General features: G+C 60.4%; 19 protein-coding genes. 8 read left to right on the forward strand and 11 right to left on the reverse strand.

Annotated elements, in window-relative coordinates:
* Nucleotides 1-174: 174 nt before the first annotated feature.
* The 7 genes from ABH944_RS06335 (at nt 175) to ABH944_RS06365 (ending at nt 6981) form a co-directional block, all read left to right on the forward strand.
* A complete protein-coding gene (locus ABH944_RS06335; protein WP_404605039.1) occupies nt 175-777 on the forward strand; it encodes a TetR/AcrR family transcriptional regulator in 603 nt (200 codons plus the stop codon).
* A 285-nt stretch (nt 778-1062) separates the two neighbouring features.
* Nucleotides 1063-2412, forward strand: a complete 1350-nt coding sequence (locus ABH944_RS06340; RefSeq protein WP_404605037.1) for an MFS transporter — start codon at nt 1063-1065, stop codon at nt 2410-2412.
* 74 nt (nt 2413-2486) lie between these two features.
* The gene (locus ABH944_RS06345; protein ID WP_404605036.1) at nt 2487-3203 is read left to right on the forward strand and encodes a maleate cis-trans isomerase family protein; all 717 of its coding nucleotides are present in this window, start codon (nt 2487-2489) and stop codon (nt 3201-3203) included.
* Nucleotides 3204-3386: 183 nt separating this feature from the next.
* The gene (locus tag ABH944_RS06350; RefSeq protein WP_404605035.1) at nt 3387-4460 is read left to right on the forward strand and encodes a porin; all 1074 of its coding nucleotides are present in this window, start codon (nt 3387-3389) and stop codon (nt 4458-4460) included.
* A gap of 16 nt (nt 4461-4476) precedes the next feature.
* Complete coding sequence (locus tag ABH944_RS06355; protein ID WP_404605033.1) at nt 4477-4608, forward strand: glutathione S-transferase N-terminal domain-containing protein; 132 nt, start codon at nt 4477-4479, stop codon at nt 4606-4608.
* Between the two features lie 504 nt (nt 4609-5112).
* On the forward strand, nt 5113-6498 hold the full coding sequence (phaZ, locus tag ABH944_RS06360) for a polyhydroxyalkanoate depolymerase (RefSeq protein WP_404605031.1): 1386 nt from the start codon (nt 5113-5115) through the stop codon (nt 6496-6498).
* Between the two features lie 198 nt (nt 6499-6696).
* Entirely contained in the window at nt 6697-6981 is a 285-nt protein-coding gene (locus ABH944_RS06365) for a DUF4148 domain-containing protein (RefSeq protein WP_404605030.1), read from the forward strand.
* 263 nt (nt 6982-7244) lie between these two features.
* Here ABH944_RS06365 and ABH944_RS06370 read toward each other — a convergent pair whose 3' ends face one another.
* The 8 genes from ABH944_RS06370 to ABH944_RS06405 all read right to left on the reverse strand — a co-directional run bounded on the left by ABH944_RS06370 (nt 7245) and on the right by ABH944_RS06405 (nt 14822).
* Nucleotides 7245-8237 (reverse strand): sugar-binding protein, encoded by a 993-nt coding sequence (locus ABH944_RS06370; protein ID WP_404605029.1) that lies wholly within the window; start codon nt 8235-8237, stop codon nt 7245-7247.
* 192 nt (nt 8238-8429) lie between these two features.
* Nucleotides 8430-9455 carry an ABC transporter permease gene (locus tag ABH944_RS06375; protein WP_404605028.1) on the reverse strand — a complete coding sequence of 342 codons (1026 nt, stop codon included), beginning with the start codon at nt 9453-9455 and terminating at the stop codon, nt 8430-8432.
* 112 nt (nt 9456-9567) lie between these two features.
* Nucleotides 9568-10308: an ATP-binding cassette domain-containing protein gene (locus ABH944_RS06380; protein ID WP_404605027.1), complete on the reverse strand. Its 741-nt coding sequence runs from the start codon at nt 10306-10308 to the stop codon at nt 9568-9570.
* Nucleotides 10309-10520: 212 nt separating this feature from the next.
* Complete coding sequence (locus ABH944_RS06385; RefSeq protein ID WP_404605026.1) at nt 10521-11339, reverse strand: IclR family transcriptional regulator; 819 nt, start codon at nt 11337-11339, stop codon at nt 10521-10523.
* A 91-nt stretch (nt 11340-11430) separates the two neighbouring features.
* On the reverse strand, nt 11431-12159 hold the full coding sequence (locus ABH944_RS06390; protein WP_404605024.1) for an SDR family NAD(P)-dependent oxidoreductase: 729 nt from the start codon (nt 12157-12159) through the stop codon (nt 11431-11433).
* An 18-nt stretch (nt 12160-12177) separates the two neighbouring features.
* Nucleotides 12178-13479 (reverse strand): MFS transporter, encoded by a 1302-nt coding sequence (locus ABH944_RS06395; RefSeq protein ID WP_404605022.1) that lies wholly within the window; start codon nt 13477-13479, stop codon nt 12178-12180.
* A gap of 69 nt (nt 13480-13548) precedes the next feature.
* The gene (locus tag ABH944_RS06400; protein WP_404605021.1) at nt 13549-14298 is read right to left on the reverse strand and encodes an SDR family NAD(P)-dependent oxidoreductase; all 750 of its coding nucleotides are present in this window, start codon (nt 14296-14298) and stop codon (nt 13549-13551) included.
* The gene (locus ABH944_RS06405) at nt 14295-14822 is read right to left on the reverse strand and encodes a 2,4'-dihydroxyacetophenone dioxygenase family protein (RefSeq protein WP_404605019.1); all 528 of its coding nucleotides are present in this window, start codon (nt 14820-14822) and stop codon (nt 14295-14297) included. The genes ABH944_RS06400 and ABH944_RS06405 overlap by 4 nt, the downstream gene beginning before the upstream one ends.
* A gap of 364 nt (nt 14823-15186) precedes the next feature.
* On the opposite strand from ABH944_RS06405, the gene ABH944_RS06410 reads away from it, so the two are divergent.
* Nucleotides 15187-15606, forward strand: a complete 420-nt coding sequence (locus tag ABH944_RS06410; RefSeq protein WP_404605017.1) for a hypothetical protein — start codon at nt 15187-15189, stop codon at nt 15604-15606.
* 116 nt (nt 15607-15722) lie between these two features.
* Here ABH944_RS06410 and ABH944_RS06415 read toward each other — a convergent pair whose 3' ends face one another.
* The 3 genes from ABH944_RS06415 to ABH944_RS06425 all read right to left on the reverse strand — a co-directional run bounded on the left by ABH944_RS06415 (nt 15723) and on the right by ABH944_RS06425 (nt 19195).
* On the reverse strand, nt 15723-16874 hold the full coding sequence (locus tag ABH944_RS06415) for an ABC transporter ATP-binding protein (protein WP_404605015.1): 1152 nt from the start codon (nt 16872-16874) through the stop codon (nt 15723-15725).
* A gap of 8 nt (nt 16875-16882) precedes the next feature.
* The gene (locus tag ABH944_RS06420) at nt 16883-18199 is read right to left on the reverse strand and encodes an ABC transporter substrate-binding protein (protein WP_404605014.1); all 1317 of its coding nucleotides are present in this window, start codon (nt 18197-18199) and stop codon (nt 16883-16885) included.
* A gap of 75 nt (nt 18200-18274) precedes the next feature.
* Nucleotides 18275-19195, reverse strand: a complete 921-nt coding sequence (locus ABH944_RS06425; protein ID WP_404605012.1) for a carbohydrate ABC transporter permease — start codon at nt 19193-19195, stop codon at nt 18275-18277.
* Between the last annotated feature and the right edge of the window lie 13 nt (nt 19196-19208).

Genomic DNA, 19208 nt, shown 5'->3' on the forward strand with positions numbered 1-19208 from the left:
ATGGCTTGTCAAGCGTTATGCGCGAGGCGTTGTTCGTCGATCGAAGCGAGGGGATTGCTAGAATGGCGGGCGCCCGCGCTTGGAGCGCCTGGAATTGGGGCGCGCAAAAGTAGGGACGCCGGTGTCTGGCGATACCCGCGATACCCGCAGATCCATCCTGTTAGAGGGAACCCAGTGCCGCAGGTCAAGAAACCAGAAGTGCGGGAGGCGATCCTGAAGGCCGCGTTTGCCGCGTTCAGCAGCAAGGGCTATTCGGCGACGACCATGACCGAGATCGCCCGCCTTGCCAAAACAACAGTCGCGAACCTGTACGTCTACTTCGACTCGAAGCTTGTCATCCTGTACGAGATTTACCAGCCCTGGCTCACGAAGCAACTCGACCTGCTGCGCGACGAGGTGATGAGCCTGGATACGCCCAGGGCGCGCATCAAGCGAATCCTGGTCGGCCTCTGGTCCGACATTCCGTCCACCGACCACACGTTCGCCAATGCGCTGATCGACGCACTCGCAAGCGCGCCGCCGAACCAGGGCAAGCCGTTCAAGCTGATCGATTCCGTCGATGCGTTCATCGGTGCATTGCTGCACGACTCGTTGCCGCCGGAGCGGGCGTCGGTGGTGCAGGGCAACTTGCTCGCGCACGTGATCTGGATGGCGTTCGACGGTTTTGTGATCAATCACCGGATTGGCGACGTGCGCGACATCGACCAGATCGCCAGCATGATGACGGATCTCCTGCTGGGCGGTTCCGAGTCAGGTACTGATTCGCTTCCGCGCTGATTTTTTGCTGCGGTGCACTTAGCGCGCACCGAGCATATTGCAAGCTTCAGCGTGGTCAAAAGAAACCGGGAAACCCGGCGGATTTTTGAAAATCTTTTGACATGCCTGAATAAAGAATGTCATTCTGTATTTAGATCATCACGCGGATCGACCCGCACATCGACACAATGTTCCTGACCTTGCGACGGCCTGAAAGCCGGCGCGTCCGGTCTGACGTGCGGAACGGTCGCGCATGCAGATCCTGCTCCACATCATCTGCTCTGCTAAATATATCGAGGTGCCTTCATGGCGGCTTTGTCCGATACCGCAGCGTCCCACGCGTTCCATCCGCCCGCGCGAACGACGTATCTGGTACTCATCCTGTGCTTCCTCACCATTGTTGCCGAAGGCTATGACATAGGGGTGATGGGCACGATCGTTCCGTCGCTTCTCGCCGATGCCAACTGGAAACTCACACCCATCGAGATTGGCGCAATGGGCAGTGCCGCGCTCTTCGGCACGCTGATCGGGTCGTATTTCATCAGCGTGGTGAGTGATCTGGTCGGGCGCAAGTTGTTGCTGATCGGCTGCGTGACGCTCTTCTCGCTCTCGATGATCGGCGCCGGCTGCGCGCCCACGCCCTGGGTGTTTTCGGTGGCGCGGTTTATTGGCGGGCTGGGCCTTGGCGGCGTGATTTCTGCCGCGGCGGCATTGACTATCGAGTTTTCGCCGCCTGAAAAGCGCAACCTCAACTTCGCGCTGATGTACTCGGGTTATTCGTTTGGCGCGTTGCTCTCGGCGGTGATCGGCATGGCGTTTCTCGGCTCGCATGGCTGGCGCTTCGTCGTGGCGCTCGGCGCAGCACCGTTGCTTGCGGTGCCGTTCCTGTTCTACATGCTGCCTGAATCGCTCGACTTCCTGATTGCACGCGGCCGTCACGAGAAAGCGGCGGCGCTTGCCAGGAAGCTTGGCATTGCGCCCGCGGAACTGGAGCGCAATGTCAGGGACCCGTTGCCCAAACCGAGCGTCGGCGCCGTGTTCCGCGAAGTGTTCTCGAAGCAGAACGCGCTCGCCACCATCAGCTTGTGGGTGGCGCAGGTCGCCGCTGTCATGGTGATCTATGGCCTTGGCACGTGGCTGCCGCAACTCATGCGCAAGATGGGCTATGACCTGGGTTCGAGCCTCTCGTTCCTTGCGGTGTTCATGCTCTCGTCGGCGTTGGGCGGCATCCTGATCGGGCGTATCAGCGACTTTCTCGGCACCCGCAAGACTATTGTGGGCGGCTATGTGATCGGCGCAATTGCCATCTCCAGTCTGGCGATCAAGAGCGGTCTCATCATGAACTACGTGCTGGTGGCGCTCGCGGGCTTCGGCAGCATTGGCGTGGCGATGGTGCAGCTCGGTTTCATCGCCAACTATTACCGGGCGCATGCACGGGCGAGCGCCACGGGCTGGGCGGTGGGCGTGGGCAGATTCGGCGCAATGAGCGGTCCGATGGTCGGCGCGTACCTGGCTTCCCGAGGCGCCGATGTCCAGTGGAACTTCTACGCATTCGCCGGCTCGGCGCTGGTGGCAGCCGTGGCCATTGCGCTTACGCGCAGCCCGCACTGGAGCAGCGCTTCGATGACGGCCGGCGCGATATCGCTGAAAAGCTGAGGCGTCTTCGCTGACCGTACCGCGCGGTGTGCCAGGCGCGCCCTGGAAATCAAACCGTCATCACAGGACTTTCCATGAGTTGTGGATTCGGCGAAGTGGCGCGCATTGGGCATCTGTATCCATCGGGCGGTCTTTGCGACCATGAAGTGCAGATGATGGCGCCCGAAGGCGTGCAGTTTCTTACTACGCGGCTGCCGTTTCGCGATACATCGATTGCATCGGACAAGGCGTTGATCGACGATCTCGAGTCGCACGCCATGCTGCTCGCAGACGCTCGCGTGGACCTGACCGCTCTCAACTGCACCGCGGCGGGCGTCGTTGCAGGACCGGATGAGATCAACCGCCGCGTGCAGGCTGCGACCGGCATCCGGTCGGTCACGACAATTCAGGCGGTCATGGCGGCATTGTCGGAAGTGAACGCCACCCGCATTGCGCTGATGACGCCGTATAGGCGCGAGGTGGTGGAAGCGGAAACCGCGTTCTTCGAGAAGCAGGGTCTGCGTGTCGTTCTGGAAAAAAGCTTGCCCCAGGCTACGCCCTACGATCAGGGGATGCTGCATCCACAGCGGTGGCTCGAACTGGCGGCCACGCTCGAAGGACCGTTCGATGCGCTCGTTATCAGTTGCGCGGGAATCCGGCTCGCCGGTGTCATCGAAAAGCTTGAAGGGCTCGTGAACAAGCCTGTGATTGCCAGCAATGCCGCGTTGCTCTGGTATTGCCTGAGAACGCTGAACATCGCGCAAAAACCGAAGCATTACGGAAGCCTGCTGGACGGTGCTTTTGACGCATGAATCACTGACCTGACCGCATTGCCCAGGACGTCTGGCCAGACGTTGTGCTTTCGCGCGCACCTGGGTGTGGCCGATCCGATCCAGTTTTACATCTGACATGGAACCTTGATCCGGTCGTTACAGGCCGGTGTTTAAACACGCTCACTTTTGATATCTTCCAAAGGGTTAGTAATGCTAAAAAATATGGGTCTCATTGCTGTGACGGCTATCTGCATAGGCTATATCGATCGATGCGACGCGCAGACCAGTAGTCTCACCCTGTACGGCAGTATCGACGAAGGGATTGGCTATGTCAGCAATCAGAATGGCGGAAAGGCGGTCGTCATGGGGCCCATTGCGGTGCCTGACAAGTTCGGTTTCGTTGGCTCGGAAGATCTTGGGGGCGGCTTGAGCGCCATCTTCAAACTGGAGAACGGCTATTTCTCCAACACCGGCCGCTTTGCGATATCGGGTTATGAGTTTAGCCGGCTGGCGTATGTGGGAGTTTCCAGCCAGCAATGGGGAACTCTGACGCTTGGCCGGCAATGGGATTTGACGAACGATGTGTTCACACCGAACGCCAACGGTGCAGTGCAGTTCAACAACTTCATGTATCACCCGGGCAATATCGACAATGCCGCGGTGACGCCCCTTAGCAACTCGGTGAAGTATGCGAGTCCGGGGTATCGCGGCTTCAGCATTCGCACCATGTATTCGTTCAGCGATGCAAGCACCGCGCTCGGCAGATATATTGGCGCGGCGGCGCTCTATGCGAGTGGACCGCTGCAACTCGGCGCGGTCTATAGCAACACGAACCATCGCACGTATGCTTTCAATACGCAGTTGGGCTACACGAGCTTCATGGGGCAGAACCTGGCCGGCGGTGCGTCTTTCGTGGCGGACAACACGCGGATCATCGGGGTGGCGGGAACCTACAAGCTCGGCGATCGCTGGCACATTCACGGCATGGTCAATCAGGCGCATCTGCAGACACGGCAGGACACCGAGACCGCCCTGACCGAAGAACTCGGCGTGGATTATCAGACGAACATTGCCAATACGGTGAGTCTGGGTGGCTTCCATACCGATTTTGCGGGCAAGGGATACAGCACCGTGGGTCTCGCCAATCTGTATCAACTGTCCAAGCGGACATTGGCTTATGCCGAAGTTACGTTCCAGAAGACGAATGGCGGTGCGCTGGCAGACTTGCCTTCGCTGTCGCCTTCGTCGAACGATCATCAGCTTTCCTTACGCATCGGATTGCAGCATTACTTCTGATAACAAAAGGGCAGACATGAAGCTCTTCGAGTACCCGGCGAGTTCGTCGTCGCTGCGCGTACGCATTGCGCTCAACCTGAAGGGAATTGCTTACGAGTCGTTCCGCGTGGATCTGGCAAAGGACGGCGGTGAGCATACGCGCGGATGATGGGACTCGACATGGCGGATTTTCCTCGCATCGATCAGATTTATTCCGCTTGCCTCGAACGGGATGCGTTTCAGCGCGCCATGACGCCGATGACCGGCTGAATGTCAAGACTGTGTGTCAACGCAGGGTGCTCTTGACCTGATCAGGCACACCCTATTTTTGAAACAAGGCTGACGACTGCAGTGCGAGTTGAGGCCGTTCTTTCGGGCAATCGCGGCCTGCCGGGACCGATATGCCCTCGCCGTGCGTTTTTCTCCGCATCTTCTAGAATTATTTGTCAGGAGAGTGGGTTGCAGCAGAGGCCTCCATCTTTCCTCTCTATGGCGCTCTCGCGGGAACTCCATGTGCCCGCACCATTCTTATGGGTGCCGTTAGCTTGGCGAGTGGGCCGATGCGTTGCGAACCCGCATCGTGTCCATCAAGCGGACAGTTAGTTAGCCGGCTACTCCTTTCTGCCGTCCCGAGGTTCGTCGGATTTTTCGCCCTTCTCATTGGAGGTGGCGAATGGAACGAATGGTACGAACGGTAACGCAACCATGGTTGTACCACATGGTTGAATACCAGCGCTTGCTGCTCACACCGTTTTCCCTATGGGCCGCCGGCGCCGCGAACGCGCTCGCCGACCCCTGGGGTCCGTTGGCCTGCGTGTCGGGTACCCGCTGTTTTGCGGCGGGGTACGAATTGCTCCACCGGCTAAGCAAGACCTACGAAAAGCCCGCGTTCGGCATCAGCGAGATCGAATCGGAAGGCTTAGAGATTCCGGTGGCCGAACAGCGCGTTCTGGCAAAACCATTCTGCGACCTGCTGCGATTTTTGCCACAGCCGGAGCCTGCCCCCATGTCCGCCGGACGCACGAAGACACGGCCCGTGGTGCTGGTCTGCGCTCCGCTGGCCGGTCACCATGCGGTCCTGCTCCGCGAACTGGTGGAGACGCTCCTGCCGAGCCACGAGGTGTACATCACGGACTGGCGTGACGCGCGCAACGTGCCGGTGGCTGACGGGCCGTTTCACCTGGATGACTACGTGTCCTATATTCAGATGTTTATTCGCCATATCGGCGCGGAAAACCTGCATGTGCTTGCGGTTTGTCAGGCTACGGTGCCGACGCTTGCCGCCGTTTCACTATTGGCCAGCGAGCAGGAGCCGACGCCCAGAAGCCTGATCCTGATTGGGGGGCCGATCGACGCGCGTAGCGGTGCGAATGCCGTCAACCGGTTTGCCGCGAGCCAGCCTCTTCAATGGTTTCGGGAGTCCCTGATTCACTCGGTGCCGGATCATTACCCCGGCGCGGGTCGCGCGGTGTACCCAGGTTTTCTGCAGCGGGCCGGACTTGATGCGATGCATCCGGGGCGGCTCGCGAGTTCGCACTGGAACTACTGCCTCGATATGGTCCAGGGAGATCTCAAGCGCGCCGAGGCGCATCAGCGGTCCTGCGAGGAATATGGTGCAGTGCTTGATATGGCAGCCGAGTATTACCTCGATACCGTCCAGACCGTGTTTCAGGAATTCCGTCTGGCTCTTGGCAACTGGTGCGTACAAGGCCTGCCGGTGCGTCCGCAAGACATTCGTGCTACGGCTTTGCTCACCATCGAAGGCGAGTTGGACGACGTGTCCGGACGCGGCCAAACCCACGCCGCGCAGGACCTGTGCGCAGGTATTGCCACGCGTGACAAGCGCGGCGTCACGATGCAGCAGTGCAATCATTACGATCTCTTTTCAGGGCCGCACTGGCAAACCGATGTCTATCCCATCATCCGCGGCCTCATTAGCCAATACGACGCGTCTTATCAGTCGACGATGAACAAGAGAGACCGGGCTTCGTTGCATAGCAGCACAGATACTGTACCCCGGAGCAAGGTCCGGCGAGCACGCCATGTCCCAAATCCCTGATTGCAGCCCGGACCGCACGGCATCGGAAGGCTGGCGCGTGAGCGCTCAGCCAGCCTTATTGTGCATTAGCGGATGAAGGGTTCACGTCCGGGGGTTCAACGATCCAACATCGGTCCCCGAACAACTAAAATGGAATTGTTGGTTGCAGCATGGGGTGTTTGAAACGAGGACAAAGGCAGTCCTTGGAGGTAAGTCATCATGAAATCATGTCTCTACACGGCAATTGCCGCTTCAGTACTCGCCATTCCTGTCGTGTCGTTCGCGCAGCAGTCGAATGCACCGGTCACGCGGGCGCAGGTGCGAGCCGAGCTCATCCAGATCGAGCAGGCCGGCTACAATCCGGCCACCCATGACCCCAGTTACCCGCGGGAGATTCAGGCTGCACAGGCACGGGTGGTCGTCGCTCAAGCGCAAGCCCAAAGCAGCAGCTATGGTCCTGCGGTGAGCGGGTCAACGCAGTCTGGTCATCCGCCGAGTCAGTGATTGATCGGGCTTGTGACCGCTGCGGTCGCTTGGCGTCGCCGTCGGAGCGCGCGGCGTTGCCGCATGCTTTGGCATACAGAAGAACTCGCTCTCGCGGTAACCCGCGAGCGGCGAGTTTGTCATCCAAAAAATCAAGAAGCCGATTAAGTTAGCTATCCTGACGTACTGCTTGCTCGCCGCAGGTCAGTCAACACCCTGTAAATCGCACAGATCAGGACCATCTCGGCTTCCGCATCCATCTTTGTAACGGATCCTGCCCGCCTTCAATGCTTGAGGCAGGTGTCCGCGTTCTTCCAGGTGCAAGTGTCAAGGCCCGTGTGGATGACCGGTTTCACTGACTTTCCTTCTGCAAGGTCACGCATGACCATTGCTGCCCGATAACCCATTTCCTCCGGTCGCTGGCCGACGAGTACGTTGACCTTGTGGTCCTTGAGGGCTTGCAATTCCGGTCCGAGCGTATCGGCCGAGACGATGACGAACTTGCCGCTCTGGATCTTGTCCATGATCGGCGCGACGACCTGCGAATAGGCCTGCGGGGCAAAGAGCGGCCAGCCGCCCTCCAGCACGAAGGCGTCGAGACCGGTAGCGTTGGCGGTTAGCGTGTCCTGCATCATCTGGTTCGCCTTGGCTGCGTCGTCGTTGACGTAGAGCGGGCAGGCGCTGATCTCTTTCCAGCCGTTTTCGCCGGCGAGCTTGGCGATTCCCTTCTTGCCTGAGAGCACGTCGCGCGTACCTTGGGCGCGCTGGTTGATGTTGTCGGCTGCGGGATTGCCCATGACGAGGCAGATATTGCCGCCCTTCGGCATCAGCAACTTCAACTGCTCGCCGAGCTTGACGCCCAGTTCGTAATTGTCGGTGCCAACGTAGCTCTTCCTTAGCGAGGCGTCCTTTGGCAGCAAATCGGCATCGGCGGTGATGACCGGGATCGTCACATTGCGGCGGCGCAGCACTTCGGCCACGGCCGGAGCGTTCGCTGGCGAGATCGCCATTGCCGACACACCCTTGGTCAGCAAGTCGTCGATGATCTGCACTTCGGCGCTTTCGTCCGCGGCCGTCGCGGGGCCGGTGTAGTAGCAGGTGTAGCCTTCCTTGTTGAGTTCCTTGTTCGCCCGCTCGCATCCCTGATGCATGAGGTCGAAGTAGGGGTTATCGAGACCCTTCACCACCAACGCCAGGGTCTTATCGGCTGCGAAGGCAGGGGAGGCGAGCATCGCGAGCCCTCCGATCGCGGCAAGACACATCAAAGCTTTCTTCATTATTTCCTCCAGACTCCGATCTCATGCAACGCTGTCAGCCTCGGCTTTACGGTGCCCATGCCTGCACGCACCGTTTTTATAATAGTCGCAAGGAAAGCCCACGTTCGAGCTTTAACGTTCCGGCGGAACGTTGCCGTGTGAACGCGTGGCGTCCGGCAATTGCGCCTTGCGGCCGGTGTGCCCGAAGACATTTCAATCTCCTTGCCGTTCGCCGCCGAGCCGGTTGAAGAGCACGGCGATGATGATGAAAGTACCAATGACCGTACCCTGCCAGAACGAGTCGACGCCGAGCAGGATCAGGCTGTTGCGGATGACTTCAATCAGCGCGGCGCCGACGACGGTCCCGAATGCGCTGCCCACGCCGCCCGCGAGATTGGTGCCGCCGATCACGGTTGCGGCGATCACGCGCAATTCGTCGCCCTCGCCAAGCCCCGTTGTCACTGCGCCGAGCCAGCCGACTTCGAGGATTGCCGCGACCCCTGCCATGAGCCCGGCGAGCACATAGACGGAGCAGATGATGCGGCGCACCGGAACACCGGTGAGTCTCGCCGCATGGCGGTTGCCGCCGACCGCGAAGACATAGCGGCCCCAGCGCGTCCATGTAAAGGCGAACCAGAAAAGCACGGCGAGGACGATCAGGAACCACACTGGGTTGGCGAGACCGAAGACCGAGCCGCCGCCGAGCGCCAGGAGTTTGCTGCCGTCGGGACCGAAATCGAAAATGGTACGGCTGCCGGAGAACACCAGCGCGAGGCTGCGGCCGACGCTTAGCATGCCGAGCGTGACAACGAAAGGCTGCATGTCGAGGTAGGCGATAAGCAGACCATTCACGAGACCGACGAGCCCGGCGGTGAGGAGCCCCATGCCGATGCCGGCCCAGATCGGATAGCCGGCGTTCATGACAACCGAGAGGACGATACCGCTGAGGCCGATGGTCGAGCCGACCGAAATATCGATGCCGCCCGTGATGATCACCGCCATCATGCCGAGCGCGACGATTGCGACGAAGGCGAAGTTGCGCGTGACGTTGAACAGGTTCTGGTGCGTCGCAAAGGTCGAGGTTGCGAACGAGAGCAGGATGCAGGCGACGATAGTGGCGAGCACTACCCAGAAGACCTGGCTCGCGAGCAGCCCTGTCCAGCGGGTATGGGTTCTCGTGGCTTGCGGATCATCAAGCAGCGGTGGTATTGAGGCGGGCCTTTCCGGCGCTTCGTTCAATTCGGGTCTCCTGTGTCGGTCGCTCTTAGCGCTTAGTGCGACCCCACACCTTTTGTGTCGGTCGCACCTGGCGCTTTAGCGTTTGATGCGACCCCATGCATAGCTGTTCGAGTCAGGCGGCGGCAATGGCTCCGGTGATAAGGCCGGTCACTTCTTCCGCCGAGGACGCCTCGGTCTTCTTGTCCGCGACCTTGCGCCCACGCCGCATGACGACCACGCGGTGGGCAACGTCGAAAACGTCGGGCATGCGGTGGCTGACGAGAATGACTGCGATTCCATGTTCGGACAGGCGTCTGATGAGGCTCAGCACCTCCGCCACTTGCCGGACGCTGATGGCGGCAGTCGGCTCGTCCATGATGACGAGCCGCGCCTCGGAGAGGCGCGTGCGAGCGATCGCCACGGCCTGTCGCTGACCTCCCGACATCTGCCGGACGAGGTCCCGCGGGCGGGTCTCGGATTTCAGTTCTTTGAAGAGTTCGCCGGCGCGCCTGTACATGGTCGCGTGATCGAGAACGCGGATGGGCCAGAAACCGATCCGTGGCTCGCGGCCAAGGAAGACATTGGCCGCCGCCGTCAGGTTGTTGCAGAGCGCAAGGTCCTGATAGACGACTTCGATGCCTTGGGCGCGGGCGTCGACCGGCTTGGTGAAATGCACCGTTTCACCGTTGATGAGAATGTTGCCGTGCGAGGGGGGGAAGTTGCCGGCGATGACCTTCACCAGCGTTGATTTCCCGGCCCCGTTGTCTCCCATGAGCCCGACCACCTGGCCCGGCTCAAGACTGAACGTCACGTCGTTCAGGGCGTGAATGGCACCGAAGTGCTTGGAAATTCCTCTGAGCTCTAGAAGACTCATGGACTGTCGCGCTCGCTCCAGTGGAGCCACCCATTTCTCCCACCGGGCGACCAATAGACATGCTAGCTAGATTTTTTATAGCACAACGGTGCCTTTTCGCAAGCCTGCTTCGGTTACGCGGATTATCTTCGGGTCGATGGTGTCAATGAGGGTCAGCACGCGCGACCATTTCTCGCGGCTCGTACAGGCAGCAATTTAATCAAACGCGCGAATCAAAGACTCGCAGGCCCCAGCCTCGCGGCAATCTTCTTGCAAGCTTCCCTTAATGGCACCGTATAAGTCTCATGCGCTCCCGCCTGATGCCGATAAACCGGCATGCTGATGCTGACGCAGCCGACCGTCCGCTTGTCGGCGCCCTGGATCGCCGCGCCATAGCAAAAGATCGCCAGCTCGTTCTCTTCGCGGTCTTCGGAATAGCCACGTTGTGCGGTCAGGTCGAGTTCCTTTCGCAATGTGTCGGCGTCGGTAATTGTATTGTCCGTGAAGCGTTGGAAGGGGGCATGCGCGAGCAGCTTGTCGCGCTCCGCGACCGGCAGACTCGCCAGATACGCCTTGCCTACCGAGCTTGACGTCAGCGAGACACGCGTTCCAATGCGCGACGCCATGCGAACCGCGTGCGGGCTCTCCAGCTTTTCTATGTACACCATCGCCTGATCGCTCGGCACGGCGAGGTGAACGGTCTCCGATGTCACGTTGCGCAGTTCGGTGAGCGCGTCGACTGCCGCAATGCGCAGGTCGGAGCGATCCCAGCTGCGGCTTGCCAGGCTCACCAGCCGCGGCCCGAGGCTGAAGGTATTGCTGCGTGCCACTGCCACGACCAGACCTTCAGCCTGAAGTGCCGCGACGATCCTGTGCACCGTTGGCCGCGGATAGCCGCTTTCCACGCTGAGTTTCGCGACGGTCTGCGGGGAGTCGGCGTCCGCGATGAGTTGCAGCACCGCGATGAACTTCGAGAACGCGGCGGTGCCGGCAACGGCCTTCGCATCGGAGTGCGCGGCGCTGGTGGGGAGGGTGGAGTCGGAGTGAGACATCTGGAACACGAGGGACAGGAATGGAGCGATTATGCCCGTGTTAACGGGGTCGAACGCGGTCGAACGCGGTCGAACGTGCTCAGGCGGCGACTTAAGCGGCGAGATAGCCGCCATCGACGGGGACGATCGCCGCCGTCATGAACGACGCCGCCGGCGTGCACAGGAACACCGCGACCTGGGCGACTTCCTCCGGCGTGCCCCAGCGGCCCATGGGTGTGCGATCCAGGATCGCTTGCGAGCGTCCGTCATCGTCCTGCAACGCCTGCGTGAGCGGTGTTGCAATCCAGCCCGGCGCGATGGCGTTCACGCGAATACCCTCTGCTGCATAAGCGATGGCAAGCGACTTCGTCAATTGCGAAATCGCACCCTTGCTTGCGCTGTACGCGGGCACGAAGCCGCCGCCGAAGAAGCTCAGCATGGACGCCGTATTCACGATGCAACCTGACGATGCCTTCAGTAATTCCCGCGCGCCGGCGCAGACTCGCATCGTGCCATTGAGATTGATATCGAGTACCTGCTCGAACACCTCGGGCTTGTGTTCGTCGCCACGCCGGATCACGCCGGCGCAATTCACCACGATGTCGAGGCGCTCGAATTCGCTGAGCACGCGCGTGACGTCATCGGCCGATCGAACGTCGAGCGCCACCTTCCTGACGGAGCGATCGAGCGTGTCCGGCAAGTGGGCGGCAAGCGGCAATCCGGCCGCTACAACGGTGGCACCCAACGCGGCGAGCTGGTTGGCAATGGCCGCGCCTATGCCTGACAGGCCGCCGGTGACGAGAGCGGTTTTTCCTTCGAGCAGATCTTGCTGGTATGTCATTGGGAGTCTCGATGATTCTCAGGTAAGTTGTGTTTCGATAGCAGACGATGAGGTCGCGGGCGCGACTTCCTTCACCACGAACAGGTAGACGAGGGCGGCAGCGAAAGCGACTGCGGCGCTGATCAGCAATGCATTGACGAAGGAATGGGTCTGGTCGACGACAATGCCGGTAATCACGGGCGCGAACGATCCGCCGAGATAGCCGCCGAAATTCTGCATGCTGCCAAGAGACGCCACCAGATGTCGCGGTGCGGCCACGCTCACCAGCGCCCACGCGCTGCCGCTCGCCAGGTTGACAAAGAACATCGCGAGCGAGATGTATGTGATCGCGAGCGCCGTGCTCGGCGTATAGGCTGCGGGCACCGTGAATGCCGCTGCGCCCAGCAGCCCGATACACACCGGCCACTTGCGGCTGCGAATGGGCGCCATGCCGCGCTTGAGCAGGTAGTCCGCAATGAAGCCGCTGCCCGCCATGCCGATGGTGCCAAAAATATAGGGAATAGACACCAGCCATCCCGTATGCGCGATGCTCAGGTGGCGCTCGTTTTCCAGATATCCCGGCAGCCACGTGAGATAGAGCCAGACCATATAGATCACGCCCATGAAACCAAAGATCATGCCCCACGTGTTGCGCAACTTGAAGAGGCTGCCCCATTCTGCAAAGCTCAGTCCTTTGGGGCGCTGCTCGGCCTTGTCGTTTCCATTCAGGTACGCGATCTCGCTGTCCGCAAGCGGCACTTCGTCCCGGTTGCGATAAGCCACATACCAGCCGATGGAGACCAGTACACCGAGCACGCCCATGATGATGAACATCGTGCGCCATCCGAACGACAGCATCAGCACGGTGAGCAGGGGCGGTGCAATCATCGGCGCGATGGTCGAGGACGCGGTGAAGATGCCGGTCGGTCTGCCGCGCTCGTGCATCGCGAACCATTCGTTGACGACCTTCGCGCCCGCGGGGAAAAGCGGCGCTTCGGCGATGCCCAGCAGGATGCGCGCCGCGAGAAAGTGGTTCAGCGTCTGGATGAAGCCGCCGGCCAGTTGCGCGACCGACCATACGAGCATGCCGAGCCCCAGCATCACGCGTGAACCGAAGCGATCGAGCAGGGCGCCCACGGGCAGTTGCGCGAACGCATACGCCAGTGAGAACGCGGACAGCAGGAGCCCGATCTGCGCGCCTGACAGATGCAGCTCCTGGCTCACGGAATGATTGGCAATCGATAACGTCGTGCGGTCGAGATAATTGACTATCCCGGCAATGGTCAGGAACACGACTGCGACGACTTGCGTGCGCTTGAGTCGTTGTGATTTTGTTGGCATGTACGGTCTCCTGCGTTCGAAAAGGCGCGTGGCTTCTGGGGGCCAGCGTCGTATGGTTTGTCGTACGCTTCAATAGGTGGCGCGGCCGCCGGAAAGATCGAAAACAGCACCGGTGCTGAAGGAACAGGACTCCGAACAAAGCCACAGTGCGAGCTGCGCCACTTCATCCGGTGTGCCGAGACGGGCCATCGGGCTTTTATCGATCATGGTCCGCACGTGTGCTGCCGACATCTGCGCGAGCAACGGGGTTTCGATAGCAGCAGGCGCAATGCCATTCACCAGGATGCCTGTCTGCGCGAGCTCCTTGCCAAGCGATTTCGTCATCGCGATAACGCCCGCTTTCGCCGCACTGTAAGCCGATGCGTTGGGCGTTCCTTCCTTGCCCGCAAGCGACGCGACATTGACGATACGCCCGTCCTTCGCCCGACGCATGACGGGTACGACGCTGCGGCTCACGTTAAACGTGCCGACAAGATTGACGTTGATCACGCGATGCCATTCAGCGGGGTCGCACTGGTCCAGGGGTTGCGTCGTGCCGGCGAATCCCGCGTTGTTCACCAGATAGTCGATACGCCCAAAGCGGGCGAGCGTTGCCGCCAACGCATCTTGAATGGACGCCGGCGCCGTTATGTCGACAGGAAAGTGAACGGGCGCGGACGGTGCCTCGAGGTCGCCGCGCACGAGGTCCCAGTTCACGGCAATGGCGCCGTTCGCACCGAACGCATCACAGATTGCACGGCCAATCCCACTTGCCGCACCCGTCACGACCGCGACGCGGCCCGAGAAATCGTAGCGTGCGAAGGTCGGTTGGGTATTCATCTGATGAACTGGTCCACGTAGTCTTCGCCCAGTCCGTTCGATGCATAGTGCTTGCGGCACATGTCGATCTTGGTGAAGACGTCTTCGTAGCCGGTGTAGTTGCCATACGGATCGCAATAGAACATCACGCCGTTCACCTGGAAATACGTGATCATCTCTTCAACATCCTCCGGCACGTACAAGGTGTGAGTCTCGCCGGGCGGCTCGTAGACATAGCTGCCTTCCGTAGCGATCCAGTCGTGCTCGAGATACTTCCATCGACCTTTCAGGACCATGCCGTGCACGGCCTGAGGATGCCTGTGCCTGCTCAGCACTCCTGATTTGCGAACACGCAGCAGGTTCATCCAGTAGCCCTGCGAGGCGTTCAGGCATAGCGGACGGAACGACACGTTTTCCGCTTGGGGCACCCACACGCGCTCATCGGTGGGAATGGCCATGGGCACGACCACTTCTTTCTGCGCTTCCTTCGGGAAAGGAAGCTGGTACGGCGTCATCGGGGGATAAGTGTTGAGAATCTCAGCCATGTCACATCCTTTTTATTGTCCATATTATGGACGATACGTCCAACATGTGAATATTATCGAGATGGACGGACTGCAGGTCAATCCTGGGGTAATCACTTACGTCTGAGTGAGGATGTCATCTCTTCAATGGGCGAGTGCCGCGCAGCAGATGTGAGGTCTTTGAAGCTGGACCGTAAGAGATGAGCAAGCGCAACGCATGCTGTATGAGTGCTTTATCACCGCGCTATTTGGTGGATGCCTCGCCTTCGAAAACACCCGCGCTGCATTTTTTTTACCGCAGGTTACGCCGACCCTGTTTGCGTGTGATTAGGCGCTAGAGTGCAGCCACCGACAACTCGGTTTGACCTTTTCCAAGGAGCCCATCATGACGAAGACACGGATGAATCAAGTCATCGCAGCAGTGGCGTTTGCCGCATTGACGCCAGCGGCATTCGCGCAGACGGCCGCACCCGCCGACCCGCCCGCGGCAGCCGGTCATGCCGATGGATGGAAGCACGGCCATCACCACGGCGCCGGGCACCTGGCGGCGCGCGCGGCGATCCATGACCTGCGTGAAATCAAGCACCTGTATCTGGAGACGGGGCGCGGGAATCAGCTGCCGGCGATCTATCAGGACACGTTGTCGAAGACGCAAGACCCGTTCGTGCGCAACTACGCCTATCAGCAACTGGCGCGCGCGGAGTTGCGGCCGGCCGATCCCGACAAGGCGATCGCCACGCTGCGCACGAGCTTGAACGAAAACCTGACGCGCTTGAACGCGCAACCGGCGACGCAACAACAATGAGCGACGGACGACCTTCGGTCGCGTGCTTTATACGATCGGTAACAACGTGACGGCGCAGGTCCGGGAAATCCCGCTGCGCCGTTCCACGAGGATGCCCGGAAGGGCGGGGTACGCGTTCAGGCTGCGCGCGGCAATGCCAGATCGGCGCTGGGAGCGCATCGCTTCAGTGCCCGTGTTTCGTTGTCGAACAGGTGCAATGCAGCGGCCGGCAGCGTTAGCGCAATGCGTTGCCCCGGTGTGGCGTGAGTATGACCCGGCGCCTTCACCACGAGAGGCTGGTTGACCACGCCGCTATCCAGGTAAAGGTAAGTTGATTCTCCAAGCCGTTCCTGCCACTGCACTTCGCGCACAATATGCTGTGACTCAGTGCCGGGCTCCGCGTGCTCCGGGCGCACCCCGACAGTCACAGGCACCCCTGCTTTCAGCGCGCTTGCATCGACCAGCACATCGATCAGTTCTCCTGTCGTTAGTCTTACGCGGGCGCGGTCGGCCTGTCCCTCCACGACCACGGCCGGCAGGAAATTCATCTTCGGCGAGCCGATAAACCCGGCCACGAACAGGTTGCTGGGGGTGTGATAGAGCTCGAGTGGCGAACCGCACTGTGCAACGCTACCGTCCCGTGCGACCGCTTCGCCGCTATTCAGCAGCAGGATGCGGTCGGCGAGCGTCATCGCCTCCACCTGATCGTGCGTGACATAGATCGTGCTGGCGCGCCCGAAGTCGCGATGAATCTTGGCGATCTCGAAACGGGTCTGCACCCGCAGCGCGGCGTCCAGATTGGATAGCGGCTCGTCGAAGAGGAATACGCCCGGCTCGCGCACGATCGCCCGCCCGATGGCGACGCGCTGGCGCTGTCCGCCTGAGAGCTGTTTCGGCTTGCGATCGAGCAGGTGCTCGAGTTGCAGCACGCGAGCGGCGGCGGTCACTTTTTCACGGATCGTGGCCTTGTCGACCCTCGCCAGTGTCATACCGAACGCCATGTTTTCGTAGACGCTCAGGTGGGGAAAGAGGGCGTAGCTCTGGAAAACCATTGCCACTCCGCGTCGCGACGGCGGGATGTCGTTCATCCGCACGGAATCAATCAGCAGATTACCCACGCTGATGTCTTCAAGGCCGGCGATCATGCGCAGCAGGGTCGACTTTCCGCACCCGGACGGTCCCACGAAAACGCAGAACTCACCCTCGCGGACCGACAGGTCGACGTTGCGAATCACCGCTGGCTGGTCACCATACGCTTTGACGATCGACTGCAATTCGATGCTTGCCATGATGCGCCTCAGTTCTTGACCAGCTGGTTCGCCGTCGCGTTGGCGGTCTTCATGGCGGAGGGAGCGTCCGACTTGCCTATCAAGACGGATTCCACTGCGTCGGTGATCACCTGGTTGACCTGCGCGGCGTTGTCGCCAATGGGTGGGAGGAAGGTCTTGGCCTTCGACATCGTAAGGAAAGCTGATGAGTCTATGCCCTTGGCTTTCTGCGCTTCCACTGCTTTTTGCGCCATTCCCTTGATAGCCGGGAACACGACACCCTGGGCGGCCACTACGCTCTGACAGTCCGCCGAGCCTAAGTATTTGACCCATTTCCACGCCTGTTCCTTGACCTTCGAACCGGCCCAGATCGAGTCACCCAGGCCATTGAACATGGTCGCGCGGGTTCCGCTCGGACCAATGGGAAGCGGTACCCACGCCGTGTCGAAGTGGGCATTCTGTCTGAAGTAGTTGATCATCCACGAACCCTCCGTTACGACCGCAACGCGGCGCGCCACGAACATGGCGTCCACGCCGAGCGTCTTCGCATCCGCATAGCTGCCGGACACACCCTGGCGCGGCAAGCCGGCTAGCCACGTGAGGGTCGCGGCCAGCTTCGGGTCATCGTAGTAATACTTCTGCGCCCACGGTTTGTCCTGAAACCTGAATCCGTCCGAGACCGCGAAAAAGCTCCACTGGGTTTGTCCGGTCATGTCGCCATTGCTCGCGTTCTGATAGCCGTACATGGCGACCTTCGACCGGTCGAACTTCGGATCGAGCGCGTTCGCACCGTGGGTGTCGGCGGTCAGCTTCTTCATGATCTGCTCAAAGCTCCCGCCATCGCGCGGGTTCCAGGTCATGGATTGCAGGTCGGACAAGGTCACGCCAGCTTTCCTGGCTGCGTCGAGATTCACGATCATCGCGATCGTGTCCCAGTCCTTCGGCATGCCGTACTGCTTACCATCGCGGCCCCAGATTTCATACAGAGTCGGCTCGAACACGCTGGTGTCGAACCCGTCGCGCTTGATAAAGGGCGTGAGGTCGGCAATCTGGCTGCTCTTGGCGAATTCCGTGTATTTGCTTAGATGATCTGTAAAGACATCGGGCGCGGTGCCGGATACAAAACCGGTCGACAGCGTTGACCAGTAGTCGGCCCAACCTGTCTGGGTAATCTTGATGTCGATGTCCGGGTTCTTTTTGTGGAAGTCGGCAGCGCATTGCTTGTAAGCGGGCAACTGGTTCGAGTCCCACAGCGCATAGCTCACGTCCACGGCGCCCGCACTACCGGCGGCAACCATGAGCGCGGCGGTGACTGCACATGCGAATGCCCATTTTGTTTTCAACATGAAATGTCTCCTTTTATAATTTCCAGGGTAGCTCGGCGAAACCAGGCTGCGGGTCGAGGCTGTCAGTCATGTTCGTTACTTGCCGCCGCTGAACTGCACCGATTCAACGACGCGCCGGCCAAACGCGAGCAACAGGACGATAGTTGGAACGATCGAAATGGCGGTGGCCGCCATCAGGCCGGTCCAGTCGGGTTGGCCCTGCGGCGTCTGGGACTTGAAGGCCTGCAGCGCGACTGGAATCACCCGATGCACCTCGTCGTTGCCCACGAGGTATGGCCAGAAGAATTCGTTCCACATGTTGATGCCGGTCAGCGTAGCGATAGTGACGATCGGCGTGAGGCTAAGCGGAAGGATGACGCGCACGAAGATATAGAGGTGCGACGCGCCATCGAGCAAAGCGGCTTCTTCAAGATCCCGGGGAATCGACAGGAAAAACTGCCGGAGGAAAAACACGGAGAATCCCTGCATCAGGCAGAACGGCGCGACCAGACCGATCATGCTGTTAAGCCAGCCAAGCTCTTTCATCAGGATGAAGTTCGGGATGAACGTGACTACGCTCGGCACCATCATGGAGCCGATAAAAAGGCCGAACAGGACCTGGCGGCCGGGAAAGCGCAGGCGCGCGAACGCGTAGGCAGCCATCGCGCTGCAGCTGATCTGCGTCACGACAATGATCGATGTAAACAGCATCGAGTTGCCGAGTGCGCGGAGAAAATTGATGTCGGCGCCTGAACCACCGGAAGCCTGGCTCTCGTCCGTACTCAGCAGGCCAAGCACGCGCTTGAAGTTGACCAGCGTAGTGTTGGCCGGGAGCAACTGGGTCGACTGCGTATAGAGATCGTCCGAGTGGGTGAGGGCGGTTTTCAGCACGATCCAGAGCGGCGTCAACGTGATGGCCAGCATGACGGCGAGAGCCGCCCATGCGAGTATCCGCCCCGCCGGTATTCTCCGGTGCGCACGCCGGGCGCCAAGTTGCGCAACTAAAGTCTCATTCATCGCCGGGCTCTCC

The sequence above is a fragment of the Caballeronia udeis genome (genome assembly GCF_044909315.1).
GTDB lineage: Bacteria > Pseudomonadota > Gammaproteobacteria > Burkholderiales > Burkholderiaceae > Caballeronia > Caballeronia udeis_A.